Annotated in this window: 4 protein-coding genes and 2 pseudogenes; all 6 read left to right on the top strand. The window is 74.2% G+C overall.

Features of this window, described 5'->3' with window-relative positions:
• Positions 1–160: 160 nt before the first annotated feature.
• Positions 161–5,707, top strand: a complete 5,547-nt coding sequence (locus ABT053_RS03390) for a type I polyketide synthase (protein ID WP_350967222.1) — start codon at positions 161–163, stop codon at positions 5,705–5,707.
• The gene (locus ABT053_RS03385; RefSeq protein ID WP_350967221.1) at positions 5,704–5,913 is read left to right on the top strand and encodes an MbtH family protein; all 210 of its coding nucleotides are present in this window, start codon (positions 5,704–5,706) and stop codon (positions 5,911–5,913) included. The genes ABT053_RS03390 and ABT053_RS03385 overlap by 4 nt, the downstream gene beginning before the upstream one ends.
• The gene (locus ABT053_RS03380) at positions 5,910–9,146 is read left to right on the top strand and encodes a non-ribosomal peptide synthetase (protein WP_350967220.1); all 3,237 of its coding nucleotides are present in this window, start codon (positions 5,910–5,912) and stop codon (positions 9,144–9,146) included. Before ABT053_RS03385 ends, ABT053_RS03380 begins: the two co-directional genes overlap by 4 nt.
• A 116-nt stretch (positions 9,147–9,262) precedes the next feature.
• Positions 9,263–16,495, top strand: a complete 7,233-nt coding sequence (locus tag ABT053_RS03375; RefSeq protein WP_350967219.1) for a non-ribosomal peptide synthetase — start codon at positions 9,263–9,265, stop codon at positions 16,493–16,495.
• Positions 16,492–17,835, top strand: a pseudogene (locus tag ABT053_RS43435) (condensation domain-containing protein); the annotation flags it as partial. The gene ABT053_RS03375 and the pseudogene ABT053_RS43435, both read left to right, overlap by 4 nt.
• A pseudogene (locus tag ABT053_RS43430) lies at positions 17,812–19,200 on the top strand (AMP-binding protein); the annotation flags it as partial. The pseudogenes ABT053_RS43435 and ABT053_RS43430, both read left to right, overlap by 24 nt.
• Between the last annotated feature and the right edge of the window lie 108 nt (positions 19,201–19,308).

Raw genomic sequence — 19,308 nt, 5'->3', positions numbered from 1 at the left:
ACCTTCCGGAGCGCGAGCCCGGCCGGTGACCCACCCGACGACCGAGCCGGCGATCGAGTCGCCACCCGCACGACCATCCGCACCGGAAGCCGAGATGACACCCGTCCAACCCCCCGCACCGGCGCCGACCGCGCCAGGCATGGAAGAAAGGGACCCCCGCATGGCCGAGGAGCCCACCGTCGAACCGATCGCGATCATCGGCCTCTCGTGCCGGGTGCCGGGAGCCGGGGACGCCAGGCAGTTCTGGCGCAACCTCGCCGACGGAGTCGAGTCGCTGACGCACTTCACCCGCGAGGAACAGCGGGCGCTCGGCGTGCCCGACCACATCCTCGACGACCCGGACTTCGTCCCGGCCGCGATGATGCTCGACGACCACCAGGGGTTCGACGCCGCGTTCTTCGGCATGTCGATCAGGGAGGCGGAGATCCGGGACCCGCAGCACCGGCTCTTCCTCGAACTGTCGCACACGGCCCTGGAGGACGCGGGCTACGACTCGTTCAGGTATCCGGGCGAGATCGGCGTCTACGCCGGTTCCGGCTCGGACTTCTACCAGTGGATCAACATCAGGAGCAACGCGCAGGCCCACGCGAACGCGGGCTGGCTCGCCGTCATGGTCGGCAACCACGTCGACTACTGCGCCACGCTGTCGTCGTACAAGCTGGACCTGCGCGGCCCGAGCTACACCCTGCACACCGCGTGCTCGACCTCGCTGGTCGCGATCCACGTCGCCGCCGAGGCCCTGCGCAACGGCGAGTGCGACATGGCCCTGGCGGGCAGCGCGATGCTCGACCTGCCGCAGGGTCAGGGCTACGTGTACGACGAGGACGGCATCGTCTCCCCCGACGGCCACTGCCGGGCCTTCGACGCCAAGGCGGCCGGGACGATCTGGGGCAGCGGCGGCGGCGTGATCGTGCTGAAGCGGCTGTCGGAGGCGATCGAGGACGGCGACAACGTCCGGGCGGTCATCCTGGGCAACGCGATCAACAACGACGGCGCGAGCAAGGTCGGCTTCTCCGCGCCCAGCATGGACGGCCAGGCCGCGGTGATCGCCCAGGCGCTCGGCGTCGGCGGGATCGACCCGCGCACGATCACCTACGTCGAGGCGCACGGCACCGGCACCGCGCTGGGCGACCCGATCGAGGTCGCGGCGCTGAGCAACGTGTTCCTCCAGGACACCGACGACACCCAGTGGTGCGGCATCGGCTCGGTCAAGAGCAACATCGGCCACCTGGGCCAGTCGGCGGGCATCGCGAGCATCATCAAGGCCGTGCTGGCCCTGGAGAACGGGCTCATCCCGCCCACGCTGCACTACGAGAGCCCCAACCCGAAGATCGACTTCACGCGGAGCCCGTTCTACGTGACGGGGACGCCGACCAAGTGGGAGCGCAACGGCTTCCCCCGGCGGGCGGGCGTGAGCTCGTTCGGCATCGGCGGCACCAACGCGCACATCGTGCTGGAGGAGGCTCCGGTGCCCTCCCGCCAGGAGCGCGAGGGGCGCGAGCCCCGCCCGGCGCACCTGCTGCGGCTGTCGGGCAGGACCGACACCGCGCTCGCCGCCGCCGCCGAGCGCCTGGCCGCGCACCTGGAGGCCCACCCCGACATCGACCTGTCCGACGTCGCCCACACGCTGCGCGTGGGGCGCAGGGAGCTGTCGCGCAGGAGCGCGGTGGTGGCCTCCGGCGTCGCCGACGCGATCGCCGCGCTCCGCGACCCCAAGCGGACGGTCTCCGGTGCCGCCACCCGGCGCACCCCGCGCCCGGCCTTCCTGTTCTCCGGGCAGGGCTCGCAGTACGCGGGCATGGGCGCCGAGCTGTACCGCACCGAGGCGGTCTTCAGGGACGCGGTCGACGAGTGCGCCGAGATCCTGCGGCCGGTGCTGGGCGAGGACCTGCGCGAGCTGATCTTCGCGACCAGCGAGGAGGCCGGCGAGCGGCTGCGGCAGACGGCGCTCACCCAGCCCGCCCTGTTCACCGTGGAGTACGCCCTGGCCGCGCTCTGGCGCTCGCTGGGCGTCGAGCCCGCCGGGATGATCGGCCACAGCATCGGCGAGTACGTCGCGGCGACCGTGGCCGGGGTCTTCAGCCTGCCGGACGCGCTGCGGCTGGTCGCCGCGAGGGGCCGCCTGGTGCAGGGCATGCCCGCCGGGGCGATGCTCGCCGTGCAGCTCGCGCCGGACGAGATCGGGCCGCTGCTGCCCGACGACGTGTCGGTGGCGACCGTCAACGGCCCCGGCACGTGCGTGGTGGCCGGTCCCCCGGCCTCGGTCGCCGAGCTGGCGGCCCTGCTGGAGGAGGAGGGTATCGGCAGGGTGGAGCTGCGCACCTCGCACGCCTTCCACTCCTCGATGCTGGACCCGATCCTGGGCGAGTTCCACGCGCTGGTCGCCGGTGTCGAGCGGTCGGCGCCGAGCCTGCCGTTCCTGTCGAACGTGACCGGGACCTGGATCACCGCGGACGAGGCGACGGACCCGTCGTACTGGGCCCGGCACATGCGTGAGCCGGTGCTGTTCGGCGACTGCGTGGCGACCCTGCTCGCCGAGGGCGACTGGATCATGATCGAGTGCGGCCCCGGCAAGCAGCTCGCCGGGATGGCCAAGGCGCAGACCCCGCCGGGCGCGGTCGCGCCGCTGTCCTCCCTGCCCGCCCCCAAGGACGCCAGGGGCGGCACCGGAGACACCGCCGTGCTCTCGGCGGCGTACGCCACCCTGTGGGTGAACGGCGTCGCGCTGGAGGCGTTCGGCGAGGAGGGGCACCGGGTCTCGCTGCCCACCTACCCGTGGGAGCGCCAGCGCGCCTGGATCGACCCCGACCCGAACGGGGCGTTCGTCGGCGGCGTGGCCAACCCCGCGCCGGTCGAGGACGACCTGCCGTTCGACCGCTGGTTCAGCGTGCCGGTGTGGCGGCAGGTCCCGCCGGGGCCGGCGCCGCTGTCGCCGGTCACCCGCGCCCTGGTGTTCGCCGACGACGCCTCGGCCGGGCTGGTGGACGCGCTGCGCGCGACGGGCGCCGAGGTGATCGAGGTACGGCCCGGCGACGGGTTCTCCGCGGGGAACGCGGAGGGCTCGGGCGGCGCCTACACCGTCCGTCCCGCCGAGCGCGCCGACTACGACGCGCTGCTGTCGGCCGTGGGCGAGGTGCCGGGACGGGTGGTCCACGCGTGGACCGTCGGCGACGAGCCCGCCGCCGGGACCGAGGGGACCTGGAAGGCCCAGGACCGAGGCTTCTTCGGCGTGCTCGCCCTGGTGCAGGCGCTGACCGCGGCGCAGCCCGCCGACGGGGTGGAGCTGACGCTGCTCACCTCCGGGGCGCAGGACGTCACCGGCGGCGACCTGCTCCGCCCGGAGCACGCGACCCTCGCCGGGTTCCCCCGGGTGGTGCCGCTGGAGACGCCGTGGCTGCGGGTGCGCCACATCGACGTCGAGGGACGCGACTGGGTCAGGCACGCCGCCGCGGAGCTGGGCAGGACGCCCGAGCCGGACGAGGCGGGGCTGCTGCCCACCGTGAGCCTCAGGGGCGGCCGCCGCTGGCTGCAGCACTACGAGCAGCTGGAGGTGCCCGCGGCCTCCCCGGAAACGGCCGAGGCGGCCGGGACGGGTCCCCGCGACGGGCAGGTCTACCTGATCACCGGCGGCCTGGGCGGCATCGGCATCTCGCTCGCCGAGGACCTCGCCGCGCGGGCAAGGGTGCGGCTCGTCCTGCTGTCCAGGACCGGGCTGCCGGACCGGGCGGAGTGGGACGCGCACGAGGCCGGCCGCGCGGGCCGGGCGATCGCCGCGATCCGCAGGATGGAGGAGGCCGGGGCCGAGGTCCTGGTGCTCGCCGCCGACGTCACCTCCCCCGCCGACATGCGCCGGGTGCGGGAGGAGACGATCGCCGGGTTCGGCCGGGTGGACGTGATCGTGCACGCCGCGGGACTGCCCGGCGGCGGCATGGCCGAGATCAAGGAGCGGGCCGCCGCCGAGGAGGTGCTGGCGCCCAAGGTGGTCGGCACGCTCGCGCTGCGCGAGGCCTTCGGCGACCTCGACCTGGAGGCCGTGGTGCTCTGCTCGTCGATCACCGCGGTCGCGGGCGGCTTCGGCCAGGTGGACTACTGCGCGGCCAACAACTTCCTCGACGCGCACGCCAGGGGCGAGCACGGCTGGGGCGCGGCCACGGTCGTCTCCGCCAACTGGGGCAAGTGGCTGGAGGTCGGCATGGCGGCCGAGGTCGCCGCGCCCGCCGGGTTCGTGGCGCTGCAGCGCGGCGACCGGATCAAGGCCGTCGACCACCCGGTGCTGTCGGCCTGGCACGAGGCCGACGGCGAGGGGCTCGGCTGGGCCGGGGGCAGCCTCTCCCCCGACACGCACTGGGCGCTCGACGGGCACCGCATCTCCGGGGTGCCGGTGCTGCCGGGCACCGGCCACCTGGAGCTGGCCCGCTGCGCGAGCGAGGTGGTCCTGCCGGGTCCCGGCGCCGTCGAGCTGCGCGACGTGGTGTTCGTCGAGCCGTTGTCGGTGGCCGACGGCGCCTCCGCGGAGGTACGGGTGACGTTCAGCACCGAGGCGGACGGCGCGGACTTCCAGGTGCGCAGCGTCATCGGCGGCGAGCAGCGCACCCACGCGCGCGGCACCGCGGCCAAGGTCGACGCGGGCCCCGCCGGGCGGGCCGACGTGGCGGCGATCATCGAGCGCTGCACCCCGGCGTCCGACGAGCAGGGCGGCGTCCCGCTGTCCGGGCTGCTCACGCTCGGCCCGCACTGGGGCCACATGAGCAAGTGGTACATCGGCCAGAACGAGGCCCTGGGCCTGTTCGAGCTGCCCGAGGAGCTGTCGGAGGACCTGGACGGCTGGGGCCTGCACCCGGCGCTGCTGGACAGCGCCACCTCCTTCACCTGGATCGACGTCGTCGGCCACTACCTGCCGCTCGGCTACGGCCGCATCACCGTCAGGGACCGGCTGCCCGGCAGGTTCTGGAGCCACATGCGCTTCCGCGACAGCGGCACCGACGAGGTGCTGGCGGTCGACGTGACGCTCATCGACGCAGGCGGCGCGATCGTCACCGAGATCTCCGACTACGTGCTGCGCCGCATCAACACCGACGCCGTGGTGGCCGGGGTGACGGCCGACGCCGGAGCCCAGAAGGCGGGCACGGTCACCGTCCCCGACCAGGGCGGCCAGGTCGCGACGACCGCCGGAGGCCCCGACGCGGTCGGCATCCGCCCCGCCGAGGGCGCCGAGGCGTTCCACCGGCTGCTGGCCACCCCCCTCGGCGCGCAGGTGGTGATCGCCGCGACCCCGGTCGCCGCCTACCTGGCCGGGGTCGGGTCGGTCACCCAGGAGACGGTCGAGACGGAGCTGGACCCGGCCGCCGTGTCGGACCGTCCCCGTCCCGGCGGCGCGGCGGCCGACGACTACGTCGCGCCGCGCGGCGACGTCGAGACCGCCATCGCCCGGCTGTGGAGCGAGGTGCTCGGCGGCGAGCGCATCGGCGTCGACGACGACTTCTTCGAGCTCGGCGGCAACTCGCTGATCGCCGTGCAGCTCATCGCCCTGATCCGCAAGGAGCTGGGCGTGCGGCTGCCGATGCGCAGCCTCTTCGAGGAGCCCACGGTGGCCGGGGTCACCGCGCTCATCGAGCAGGCGCGCGCCGCCGCGCCGGCGGCCGAGACCGCCCCGGCCGCGAGCCAGACCATGATTCCCCGTCTCCCCCGCAGGAGTGAGCAGCAGTGACCGAATCCGTTCCCGACACCAAGGTCGTCCTCAACGACGAGGAGCAGTACTCCATCTGGCCCTCGGGCCGCGACAACCCGGACGGCTGGCGCGACGCGGGCTTCACCGGCAGCAAGGACGAGTGCCTGGCCCACATCGAGCAGGTCTGGACCGACATGCGTCCGCGCAGCCTGCGCGAGGCGATGAAAGCGGGAGACGCGGGATGACCGGACAAGTGGTGGACGTCTTCCCGTCCTCCTCCGGGCAGGAGCGGATGTGGTTCCTCGCCCGCTTCGAGCCCGAGCTCGCCGTCTACAACATCGGCATGCTCATGCCGATGAGCGCCCGCCAGCCGGTCGATCCTCGCCGGCTGGAGGCCGCCGTCGCCCAGGTGGTACGCCGCCACGAGGTGCTGCGCACCGTCTTCGAGTTCAGGGACGGCCAGGTGGTGCAGATCGTCAGCGGCGCCGTCCCCCCGGTGCGGCTCACCGAGACCGACCTCACCCACCTGCCCGGCGGCGAGCGTGAGGCCGAGCTGGCCCGGCTGGCCAAGTCCGACTCGGTCACGCCGTTCGTGCTGGACCAGGCGCCGCTGTGGCGGCTGCGGCAGGTGCGGATGGGCGACGACGACCTGCGGCTGATCTGCGTGTTCGACCACACCGTGTTCGACGGCGTCTCCAGCCACGTCTTCGTCAACGAGCTGGAGGAGTGCTACGACGCCATCGGCGAGGGGCGCGAGCCCAAGCTGGCGGAGCTGCCCATCCAGTTCGCCGACTTCGCCGTCTGGCAGCGGAACCGGCTGACCGGGACGTTCGTCGAGGAGGAGCTGGCGCACTGGCGGGAGACGCTGGCCGGGATCCCGGCCGACCTCGCCCTGCCCGCCGACCGGCCGCGCCCGCGCAGCCGGTCCTACCGGGGCGAGATGCAGCTGGGCGCGTTCTCCCCGGAGGTGTCGTCCGGGATCGAGCGCCTGGCCAAGGACCTGAACTCGACGCTGTTCACGGTCATGCTCACCGCGTTCGCGACCGTGCTGGCCCGCTGGTCGGGCCAGTACGACGTCGTGGTGGGCACCCCCATCGCGGGGCGGCTGCTGCCGGAGACCGAACCCGTCATCGGCATGTTCGTCAACGCCGTGGCGCTGCGCGCCGACCTGACCGGCGACCCGACGTTCGCCGAGGCGGCCGGGCGGGTGCGGACCACGGTCGCCGAGGCCCTGGACCACCAGGAGCTGCCGTTCGAGCGGCTGGTGGAGGCGCTGCAGCCGACCAGGGACCTGAGCGTGCCGCCGATCTACCAGGTGATGTTCAACCTGGCCGCCGACACCAACGAGGGCCAGATCGCCAACGGCACCGCCAAGGTGGACCTGCAGCTGGACCTCAACATGCGCGGGGGGCGGCTGCACACCCGCCTGGAGTACAGCACCGACCTGTTCGACCGGTCCACGATCGAGCGGTTCGGCGCCTGCCTGGAGACGCTCGTCGAGGCCGCGGTCGCCGCCCCGGGGACGCCGATCTCCCGGCTGCCGCTGCTCACCCCCGCGGAGCGGGACCGCGTCCTCGCGCTCGGCTCCGGCGAGGACGCCGCCGGCGTCGCGAACGTCCTGGACGGCGCCGGTGACGGTGCGACGCCGACCTCGCTGACCTCGCTCGTCGAGGCCCAGGTGGCGAGGACGCCTGACGCTCCGGCCGTGGTCGTCGGCGACACCACGCTGACGTACGCGCAGCTGGACGAGCGCGCCGGCGCGCTGGCCCGCTGGCTGCGCGGGATCGGGGTGCGGCGGGGCAGCCCGGTGGCGGTGTGCGCCGAGCGGTCGGCCGAGCTGGTCGTCGGCCTGCTCGCGGTGCTCAAGGCGGGCGGGGCGTACGTCCCCCTCGACCCGGAGTACCCGCCGTCGCGGCTGGCGTTCATGCTGGCCGACAGCGGGGCCCGGGTGATGCTGACCCAGCGTCACCTGCGCGACCTGCTCCCCGAGGGCGCCGTCAAGCCGGTGCTGCTCGACGCGCCCGACACCTGGGGACCGCAGCCCCCAGGAACGGCGCTCCCGGTGACCGGTCCCGACGACGCCGCGTACGTGATCTACACCTCGGGTTCGACCGGGCGCCCGAAGGGCGTCGTCAACACCCACGGGGCCATCGTCAACCGGCTCGCCTGGATGCAGGAGCGGTTCGGCCTCACCCCGGACGAGGCGGTCCTGCAGAAGACCCCGACGAGCTTCGACGTGTCGGTGTGGGAGTTCTTCTGGCCGCTGGTCACCGGGGCGTCCCTGGTGCCGGTCCGGCCGGGCGGGCACCGCGACCCCAACCACCAGCGCGACCTGATCAAGGCGCACTCGGTGAGCACCGCGCACTTCGTCCCCTCGATGCTGGCCCTGTTCCTGGAGGAGACCGGCATCGAGTCGTGCCGCTCGCTGCGGCGGGTGATCTGCAGCGGCGAGGAGCTGCCGCCGCGCCTGGCCGCCCGCTTCTTCGAGCGGCTGCCCGGGGTGGAGCTGCACAACCTGTACGGGCCGACGGAGGCGGCGGTCGACGTGACCGCCTGGCGGGTGGAGCCCGAGGGGGTGGACGCGCGGCACACGCTGCCCATCGGCCCGCCGATGCCGGGCAACCGCCTGCACGTCCTGGACGACCTGCTGCGGCCGCTGCCGGTCGGCGTGCCCGGGCACCTGCACATCGGCGGGGTCCAGGTGGCGCGCGGCTACGCGGGCCGTCCCGCCCTGACGGCCGAGCGGTTCGTGCCCGACCCCTACGGGCCGCCCGGCTCGCGGCTGTACGCGACCGGCGACCTGGCCAGGGTCCGCGCCGACGGGGGCATCGAGTTCCTGGGACGGCTGGACGACCAGGTGAAGGTGCACGGCTGGCGGGTCGAGCTCGGCGAGATCGAGGCCGTGATCGCCGAGCACCCCAAGGTGCGGCAGGCGGTCGTGGCGCTGCGCGACGACGCCCCGGGCGGGCGCGGGCTGGTCGGCTACGTCGACTGGTCGGGAGAGGCCTCGGCGCTCACCGGGGAGCTGCGCAGGACGCTCGCCAGGAAGCTGCCCGCCGCGCTCATCCCGCAGGCGTTCGTCGGGATCGACACCGTCCCGCTCGGCCCGAGCGGCAAGCTCGACCGGGGGGCGCTGCCCGCGCCGACCGGTTCGGGCCGGGGCGACCTCGGCACGCCGTACGCGGAGCCGCGCACCCCGCTGGAGACCGAGCTGTGCGCCCTGTGGAGCGAGCTGCTCGGCCGGGAGCGCATCGGCGTCGAGGACGACTTCTTCCAGCTCGGCGGCCACTCGCTGCTGGCGGTGCTGCTGGTCACCCGCTACCGGGAGGCGTACGGCGTGGAGATGCCGCTGCGGCGGTGCTTCGAGATCACCACGGTGACCGAGCACGCCCTCGCCGTGCTGGAGCTGCAGCTCGGGGACGACGACGAGGAACTGGCGGCGCTGCTCGCGGCGCTGGAGGATCCCGCGGATGAGTGACCTGAGGGCGAAAGAGGCACTGGCGGCGCCGCCTGCGGCGCTGGAGGACCGACGATGAGTGACCTGAGGGCGAAAGAGGCACTGGCGGCGCTGCCTGCGGCGCTGGAGGACCGACGATGAGTGACCTGAGGGCGAAACTGGCGCGGCTCAGCCCGGAACAGCGGGCCGCGCTGGAGGAGAGACTGCGGCGGCAGCCGCCGCCGCGGCGTCCGTCGGGCATCCCCCGGCGCGCGGACGACGGCGGGCCGCCTCCCCTGTCGTTCGGCCAGGAACGTCTGTGGTTCCTGCAGCAGCTGGACCCGTCCGACGCCTCGTACAACATGTTCATGGTGCAGCGGCTGCGCGGGCACGTCTCGATCGAGGCGCTGGAGTACGCGCTCGGCCGGCTGGTGGAGCGGCACGAGACCCTGCGCGCCCGCTTCACCTCGCACGAGGGCAACCCGGTGCAGGAGATCGGGCCGCCCCTGCCGGTCGAGCCCGACCTGATCGACCTCACCGGGCTGCCCGCCTCCGAGCGGGAGGCCCGCGCGACCGGGCTGGTCGCCGACCTCACCAACCGCCCGTTCGACCTGGCGGCCGGGCCGCTGCTGCGGGTGCACCTGATCACCATGTCGGAGAGCGACCACGTGCTGTGCGTGGTGCTGCACCACATCGTGGCCGACGGCTGGTCGCTGAAGGTCCTGCTGGGCGAGCTCGCCGCCTGTTACGGCGCGCGCCTGGAGGGACGCGAGGCGGACCTGCCCGAGCCGGTGCTGCGGTACGCCGACTACGCGGCCTGGCAGCGCGCCCTGCTGGACGAGGAGGGGGTGCGCCGCCAGCTCGGCTACTGGAGCCGGCAGCTGGCCGGGGTACCCGCCCTGGACGTCCCCGCCGACCGGCCCAGGCCGCCGGTGAAGTCGTCCAACGGCGACTACGCGGCGCGGCGGATCGGCCGGGAGCTGACCGCCCGGCTGGACCGGCTGGCCAGGGACGAGCGGTGCACCCAGTTCATGGTGCTGCTCGCCGCCTTCCAGGCGCTGCTCGGCGCCCACTCCGGCCAGGACGACGTGTGCGTGGGGTCGGTGATCGCCGGTCGGGAACGTCCCGAGCTGGAGCAGGTCGTCGGGTTCTTCCCCAACACGCTCGCGCTGCGCGGCGACCTGTCGGGCGACCCCGGCTTCAGGGAGCTGCTCGGCCGCGTCCGGGCGACGGTGCTCGACGCCTTCGCCCACCAGGACATCCCCTTCGAGCGGCTGCTCAACGAGCTGCGCGTCGAACGCGACCTGAGCACCACGCCGCTGTTCCAGGCGATGTTCGTGATGCAGGACAAGGAGGCGTCCGAGCTGGTCATGCCCGGCATCGAGACCGACGTGTTCGATCCGGGGGCGCGGCAGGCCAAGTTCGACCTGATGCTCGACGTGACGCCGCGCTCGGACTCGCTGTACGCGCTGCTGTCCTACAACGCCGACCTGTTCGAGCCGGACACGGTGGCGAGGATGCTGCGCAGGTACGAGCGCGTCCTGGAGGCCGTGGCCGACGATCCCGACGTCCCGCTGTCGCGGCTGCGGGCCGCGATGCTGCTGCCCGAGGACCGCCTGCCCGCCGCCACCGCGTCCTTGTCCACGGCTCTTCCCGGCCTTTCCGCGGCGACCGGTTCGGCTGGACTGGCTGTTTCATCCCGTTCGGCCGGTTCGCCCGGTCCGGTCGGGGTGGCCGGTTCGGCCGGACAGGCCGGTCCGGCCGGGGTGGTCGAGTTGTTCGAGGAGCGGGTGCGGCTGGCGCCGGACGCGGTCGCCGTGAGCCACGGCGACCGGCGGCTCGGCTACGCCGAGCTGCGCGAGCGCGCCGCGAGCCTGGCGGCGCGGCTGGCCTCGGCGGGGGCCGGTCCCGAGACCGTGGTCGCGGTGTGCGCCCGGCGCGGTCCCGAGCTGGTCGTGGCCCTGCTGGCGACGGCCATGGCGGGAGGCGCCTATCTCCCGCTCGACCCCGCCTACCCGGCCGAACGCCTGCGCTGGATGCTGCGCGACAGCGGGGCCGCGCTGCTGCTGTCCCAGGACGGCCTGCTGGGGTCCGGCCTGCCGACGATCCCGCTCGACGGCGTCGCGGACGACATCACGGACGGCGTCGACACCGACACCGTCGCCGATGGGGGTTCACCCACCGGTGACGGCCGGGCGACGAGGCCCGGCGGGCCGGGGAACCTGGCGTACGTGATCTACACCTCCGGTTCGACCGGCACCCCCAAGGGCGTGCAGGTCGAGCGGCGGGCGCTGGACGCGCGGGTGGCGTGGATGCGCGCCGAGTACGGCATCCGGCCGGACGACCGGGTGCTCCAGTTCGCCTCCGTGGGCTTCGACACGCACGCCGAGGAGATCTACCCGGCGCTCACCTCGGGGGCCGAGCTGGTGCTCGCCCCCGACGAGCCGCTGCCCGACTTCCTGCGGACCCCGCGGGGCGCGTCGCTGACGGTGATGGACCTGCCCACCTCCTACTGGCAGGAACTGGTCGCCGCCCGTACCTCCTGGCCGCCCGCGCTGCGCCTGCTGATCCTGGGCGCCGACCCGCTGCCGGGACCGGCGCTCGCCACCTGGTACGAGACGCACGGCGAGCGCGTCACCCTGGTCAACAGCTACGGCCCGACCGAGACGACGATCATCGCCACCGCCGGGGAACTCGACCCGGCCGAGGCGTCCAGGCGGCCCACCGTGGGTCACCCGCTGTCCGCCACCCGCGTCCACGTGCTGGACGAGCACGGCGCGCGGGTGCCCGTCGGCGTGCCCGGCGAGCTGTGCGTCGGCGGCGACGGGCTCTCCCGCGGCTATCTGGGGGCGCCCGCCCTGACGGCGGAACGCTTCGTGCCCGACCCGTACGGCCCGGCCGGTTCACGCCTGTACCGCACGGGCGACCGGGCCAGGTACCGGCCCGACGGGCGCCTGGAGATACTCGGCCGCCTCGACCGCCAGGTCAAGATCCGGGGCTACCGCGTGGAACCCGGTGAGATCGAGGCCCGCCTCCTGGCCCACCCGCGGGTGGGCCGGGCGACCGTGACGGTCAGGGAGGACACCCCCGGCGACCGCCGCCTGGTCGCCTACGTCGTACGCCATGACAAGAACGCCGACGCGCTGACCGCCGACGAGCGGGTGGCCGACACCGGGGAACTGCGGGAGTACCTCGCGGCGGAGCTGCCGCCGCACCTGGTGCCGAGTGCCGTGGTGGAGGTCGGGCACATCCCGCTCACCCCGAGCGGGAAGGTCGACCAGGGCGCGCTGCCCGCCCCCGAGCACCGCTCGGGCGAGGGGTACCTGCCCCCGGAGACCGCCACGCAGGAGCTGGTGTGCTCGGTGTGGGCCGAGGTGCTGGGAGTGGAGCGGGTGGGGGCACTCGACGACTTCTTCCAGCTCGGCGGCCACTCACTGCTGGCGACCAGGACGATCGCCAGGCTCTCCGCGGCGACCGGGCTGGACGTGCCGCTGAAGCTCGCCTTCAGCCACCCGTCCGTACGGAGGCTGGCGCAGGCGCTGGACGCGCTCGCGGAGGCCGGGCCCGGCGCGGGTCCCGAGGTGGGATCCGGGCCGGTACGACGCCCGGAGGGCACGGCGCCGCCGCTGTCGTTCGCCCAGGAGCGGCTCTGGTTCATGGAGCAGTTCAGCCCGGGGACCGGCGCCTACGTGCTGCCCGCGGCGGCACGGCTGCGCGGGCCGCTGGACCTCGCGGCGCTGGACGCGCGGCTGGACGCCACCGTGACGCGGCACGAGAGCCTGCGGATGCGCTTCCCCGCCTCCTCCGACGGGAGGCCCGAGGTACGGGTCGTCCCGGCCGGGGACCCGGAGGCGCGGATCGCGATCCGCGTCGTCGAGCCGGGACCGCCGGGATCGGCCTCGGTGGCCGACCACGGAAAAGACCACGGGAAGGACCACGGGAAGGACCACGGGAAGGACCACGGGAAGGACCGAGGGAAGGACCACGGAAAGGGCTCCGGGAAGGAGGAGGCGGAGGGAGCGGAGGCGGAGGCGCGGCGGATCGTCAGCGCCGACGCGGCACGTCCCTTCGACCTCGACGGCGGCCCGCTGCTCCGGGTGACCCTGGTCAGGCTCGCCCCCGAGGACCACGTGCTGCTGGTCGCCGTCCACCACATCGTGGCCGACGGCTGGTCCGCGGAACTCCTGCTGGACGAGCTGCTCTCCGAACGCGACGACCGCGACGACCGCGACGCTCGCGGCGACCGTGACAGTCATGACGACCATGACTGTCACGACGAACACGACGACCGCACCGGACATGCCGGTCGTGCCGAACGTGCCGGTCATATCGGCCACACCGGTCGCGCGGGACGGCCGGAGCCGCGTATCGGGTACGGCGACTACGCGCTCTGGCAGCGCGAGCGCCTGGCCGGACCGCGCCTGGAACGGCACCTGGAGTTCTGGCGGGAGGAGCTGGCCGCGCTGCCCCCGCTCGATCTCCCCCTCGACCGGCCCAGGCCGGCCCGGCAGGGACACCGGGGCGCCTGGCACGACCTGCGACTGGACGCCGGGCTCACAGGGGCGCTCGGCGGACTGGCGCGGGAACGCGGCGCGACCCTCTACATGGCGCTGCTCTCCGGGTTCCAGGCCGTGCTCTCCCGCTGGTCGGGACAGCACGACTTCGCGGTGGGCTCGCCGGTCGCCGGCCGGGACCGGGCGGAGTTCGAGGACGTGGTCGGGTTGTTCGTGAACCTGCTGCCGCTCCGGGCCCGCCTGGAGGGCGATCCCACGTTCGCCGAGCTGCTCGGCCGTACTCGTGACGCGGCTCTGGAGGTCTACGGCCACCAGGAGCTGCCGTTCGAGAAACTCGTCGCCGAACTGGACCTGGCCAGGGACGCCACCCGCCCGCCCGTGGTGCAGGTGCTCTTCGCCCTGCAGAGCTACCTCGGCGGCACGGTCCCGGCAGGCCGCCCCACACCGGCGGCCGGGTTCCCGGCCGGGCCCGTGACACCCGTGACCGAACCGGTGACCGGGTCCACCGCCACGGCGGCGACCGGGTCCCCGGCTCAGAAGACCGGGTCCACGGCCACGACCGGACAGGGGTCCGAGCTCACGACCGGGGAACACACCGGGTCTCCGGCTATGACCGGATTCACGACCACGACCGCGAAAGAGACCGGGTTCACGACCGCGAAAGAGCCAGGGTTCACGACTGGGGAGAAACCAGGGTCCCCGGCCGGTCGAGTGGGGAGGCCGGTGGCCGAGCCGTTCGCGCCGGACACCACCTCGACCCGGTTCGACCTGGAGCTGTACGTCTCGGAGACCGGTGACGGCCTCGCGGCGAGGTTCGTCTACAACCGCGACCTGTTCCTGCCGGAGACCGTCGGGCGTCTCGCCGCGTCCTTCGAGACGTTCCTGCGCGCGGCCGTCGCCGCCCCGGGGACCCGCGTCGGCGACCTGGAACTGCTCTCCCCCGGGGAGCGGGACCTGGTGCTGACCGGCTGGAACGCCACCGAGACCGCGTACCAGCCGGAGGAGACGCTGCACGGTCTCGTCGAGGCCCAGGCCGCGCGGACCCCCGATGCCCCGGCCGTGGTCTTCGAGGGCGAGACGCTGACCTACGCCGAGCTGAACGACCGCGCCGACCTGCTGGCCGCGCGGCTGCGCGCCTCCACCTCCACCTCCGTCGCCGCCACCGAAAAGAACGGCGGCACGGGCACGGAGAGGGTGTTCGCCGTGCGGGCGGAGCGCTCCCTCGACCTGCCCGTGCGGCTGCTCGCCGTGCTCAAGGCCGGGGGCGCCTACCTCCCCCTCGATCCGGGGCTGCCCGAGCGCCGGGTCGAGGCCATGCTCGCCGACGCCGGGGCCGTGGAACTCACCGCGGCCCTGGACGCCTCGCCGGACCCCGGGAACGCGGGTCCCCCCGTGCGGAACCAACCCGACTCGCTCGCGTACGTGATCTTCACCTCGGGGTCCACCGGAAGGCCCAAGGGCGTCGGGGTGTCGCACCGGGCGATCGTGAACCGGCTGCGCTGGATGCAGGACACGTACGGCCTGGACGCGAGCGACGCCGTGCTCCAGAAGACCCCCGCCGGGTTCGACGTGTCGGTGTGGGAGTTCTTCTGGCCGCTGGTCACCGGGGCCCGCCTGGTGCTCGCCCGGCCCGACGGCCACCGCGACACCGCCTACCTGCGCGACCTCGTCACCGAACGGGGAATCACCACGGTCCACTTCGTCCCCTCGATGCTCGCCGCCTTCACCGCGGAGGAGCGGATCGAGGAGTGCCGCTCGCTGCGCCGGGTGATCTGCAGCGGCGAGGAGCTGACGGCGGGGGCCGCGGAACGGCTGACCGGGCGGTTGCCCGGGGTCGAGCTGCACAACCTCTACGGGCCGACCGAGGCCGCGGTCGACGTCTCCCGGCACCGCTACACGCCGGGCGAGAAGGTCGTGCCGATCGGCCGCCCGGTGGCCAACACCCGCCTGTACGTGCTGGACGGGGCGTTGCGCCCGGTACCGGCCGGGACGCCGGGCGAGCTGTTCATCGGCGGGGTCCAGCTGGCCAGGGGCTACCTGGGCAGACCGGCCCTCACCGCCGAACGCTTCGTCCCCGATCCCCACGGACCACCCGGCTCCCGGCTGTACGCCACCGGGGACCGCGCCCGGTGGCGGCCCGACGGCGAGCTCGAATACCTCGGCCGCCTCGACACCCAGGTCAAGATCCGCGGCATGCGCGTCGAACCCGGCGAGATCGAGGCCGTACTCGGCGGGCACCCGGACCTGAGCGCGGCGGCCGTCGGCGTGTGGCACGACGGCGCCGGGGCCAGGCTGGTCGGGTACGGGGTGCGGCGCGAAGGGGCACGGGACACCGGGGACATCGGGAACACCGGGGACACCGGGAACACGGCGAACGCGGTGGACGCCGATCCCCGCGAGTGGCTCAGGGGCGAGCTGCCCGACCACATGATCCCCACCGCCTGGGTGACGCTGGAGGCCCTCCCGCTCACCCCCAACGGCAAGCTCGACCGGGCCGCCCTGCCGCCCCCGCCCGGCCGGGGCGATCTCCCCTGGGAGCCGCCGCGTACCGACGCGGAACTCGCCGTCGCCCAGGTGTGGCAGGACGTGCTCGGCCTGGACAAGGTCGGCCGTCACGACGGGTTCTTCGGCGTCGGGGGTGACTCGATCCGCAGCCTCTCGGTGGTGGCCCGGCTCCGCGACCTGGGCTACGGGCTCGACCTGCAACGGCTGTTCACCCACCAGACGGTGGCCGAACTGGCCTCCGTACTGGACACACCGGACACCGGGCCCGCCACGGCGGCGACGCCGGAGCCGGAGGCCGCGACCGGGGCGACCGAGGCGTTCGGCATGCTCGGCGCCGCGGACCTGGCCAAGCTCAGGAAGGGCGAGCGATGATCGAGGACGCGTACCCGCTGGCCGCGCTGCAGGCGGGGATGCTCTACCACAGCGAGCTCGAACCGGGCAGTCCCACCTACCACGACCTGATGACCATCACCCTGCGCGGCGCCCTGGACGTCCCGGCGCTGACCGGGGCGCTGGCGGGGGTCGCGGCAGGGCACCCGGTGCTGCGCACCTCGTTCGACCTGACCGGGTTCAGCGAGCCGCTGCAGCTCGTCCACGACACCGCGACCATCCCTCTGGAGGTCACCGACCTGCGCGGGAGCGGTCCGGCTGAAAGTGGGCTGGCCGGAAGTGGTCCGACCGGAAGCGGTTCGGATGGGAGCGGTCTGGACCAGAGTGATTCTGACGGAGGCGGTCCCCGGGAGCGGCTGGCCGCGTGGCGGGAGGCCGAGAAGCACAACGGGTTCGACTGGTCGTCGCCGCCTCTGCTGCGGGCGTACGCGCACGTGCTGGACGACGACGAGTTCGCGCTGAGTCTCAGCTTCCACCACGCCGTCCTCGACGGCTGGAGCGTCGCGGCGCTCGTCACCGAGCTGCTGGGCCGCTACGCCGCCCACGGCTCGCGTGAACCCGCCCCGCCCCGGGCCCTGTTCAGGGATCTCGTGGCGGCCGAACGGGCCGCGGTGGGTTCGGCGGCGGCGCGGGAGTTCTGGCGGGAGCGGGTCGAGGACGCCCCGGAGAGCCGTCTGCCCCGGCTGCCCGGGTTCCCGTCCGGCGGGCCGCGCGCCGCCGAGGTGGTCGCCGTACCGGTGCCGCACGACACGGGGGCGGCGCTGGAGCGGCGGAGCCGCGAGCTGCGGGTCCCGCTGCGCACCACCCTGCTGGCCGCGTACGTGACGGCGCTGGGCCTGGTCACCGGCGAGCGGGAGGTCATGACCGGCGTGCTCAGCCACGGCAGGCCGGAGAGCGAGGGGGGCGGCGAGGTGCTGGGGCTGTTCCTCAACACGCTGCCCCTGCGGGTCCGCCTCGACGCCGACGACCGGGCCGACCGGGCCGACCGGGCTGACCGGGCTGACCGGGCCGAGCTGATCAGGCGGGTCTTCGAGGCCGAGGTGGCCGCGGTGCCGTACCGGCGCTACCCGCTGTTCGAGATCCAGCGGATCGCGGGCCGCTCACCGCTGCTGGACACGCTGTTCGACTTCCGGGACTTCCACGTGTACGGAGGGCTGTCCGGTGACGGCGTGGCCGTCACCGGGCAGGAGTTCTTCGAGCAGACCGACATGCCGTGCACGGTGGCCTTCGTCCGGGTACCCGGCGGCGGGCTCACCCTCACGGTCTCCTACGACGCCTCCCAGTTCCCGCCGGAGCAGATGGAGTCCCTGGCCGGGCGGGTGATCGACGCCCTGACCGGCGAGCCGGGCGTGGGCGAGGCGGAGAACGACGCGATCGACCGCTGGAACGCCACCGGGCGCGAGCACCCGGGCGGCACGCTGCACGGCCTGGTGTTCGCCCAGGCGAGGCTGACGCCCGACGCCCCCGCGGTGGGCTTCGAGGGCTCGTGGACCACCTATCGCGAGCTGGCCGGGCGGGCCCTGGCGATCGCCGGGGAGCTGCGCCGCGCCGGGGTGTCACGCGACCGGCCGGTGGGAGTGCTGCTCGAACGGAGCGCGGACCTGCCCGCGGCGCTGCTGGGCGTCCTCGCCGCCGGGGGCGCCTACCTCCCGCTGGAGCCCGGCCACCCGGCCGGGCGGGTGCGGGGCATGCTCGACGACGCGGGCGCCTCGGTGCTGCTGACCTCCGCCGACCTGGCGGACGAGGCCCCCGGGGGTACGCGGGTCGTCCTGCTGCCCGACGCCTCGGAGGTTCCCGCCGACGTCTCCTTCCCGGAGGATCCGCCGGACTCGCTCGCGTACGTGATCTTCACGTCGGGGTCCACAGGGAGGCCCAAGGGCGTCGGGGTGTCGCACCGCGCGATCGTGAACCGGCTGCGCTGGATGCAGGCGACGTACGGGCTCACCCCGGCCGACCGGGTCCTGCACAAGACGCCGGTCTCGTTCGACGTGTCGGTGTGGGAGCTGTTCTGGCCGCTGCTCACCGGCGCGGGGCTGGTGGTGGCGAGGCCCGGCGGGCACTACGAGCCCGGTTACCTCACCGAGCTGATCGCCCGCGAGGGTGTCACCACGGCGCACTTCGTACCGTCCATGCTGGACCCGTTCCTGGACACGCCCGGCCTGGAGTCCCTGGGCGGCGTACCGGGCGCGGCCGGTCCGGGCGCGGCCGAACCAGGCGCGCCCAACCCGGGCGCGCCCAACCCGGGCGCGTCCAACCCGGGCGTGGACGGGCCGAGCACGGGCGAGCCCGACGCGGCCGGTCCGGGCGCGAGTGACCTCGCCGTGGACGGCCTCGCTGTGGACGAACTCGCCGTGGACGAGCCCGCTGACGGGCCCGCTCTGGACGGGCCCGCTCTGGACGGACTGGGCGCGGGCAGGCTGCGCAGGGTGGTGTGCTCGGGTGAGGCGCTCCCCGCCGAGCTGGTGCGGCGCTTCGCCGAACGGCTTCCCGGGGTGGAGCTGCACAACCTCTACGGCCCCACCGAGGCCGCGGTGGACGTCTCCTGGCACCGGTGCGACCCCGCCGAGCAGGCGGTGCCCATCGGCCGCCCGGTCGACAACACCCGCCTGGAAGTGCTCGACGAGCGGTTCGGACGGGCGCCCGTGGGCACCCCGGGGCAGTTGTTCATCGGCGGGGTCCAGCTGGCCAGGGGCTACCTGGGCAGACCGGCCCTCACCGCCGAACGCTTCGTCCCCGACCCCCACGGACCACCCGGCTCCCGCCTGTACGCCACCGGGGACCAGGCCCGGTGGCGG

Source organism: Streptosporangium sp. NPDC002524, from assembly GCF_040295985.1.
Taxonomy (GTDB): Bacteria; Actinomycetota; Actinomycetes; order Streptosporangiales; family Streptosporangiaceae; genus Streptosporangium.
Note: the sequence above shows the minus strand (reverse complement) of the source record. Positions and strands in the feature narration are given on the sequence as shown.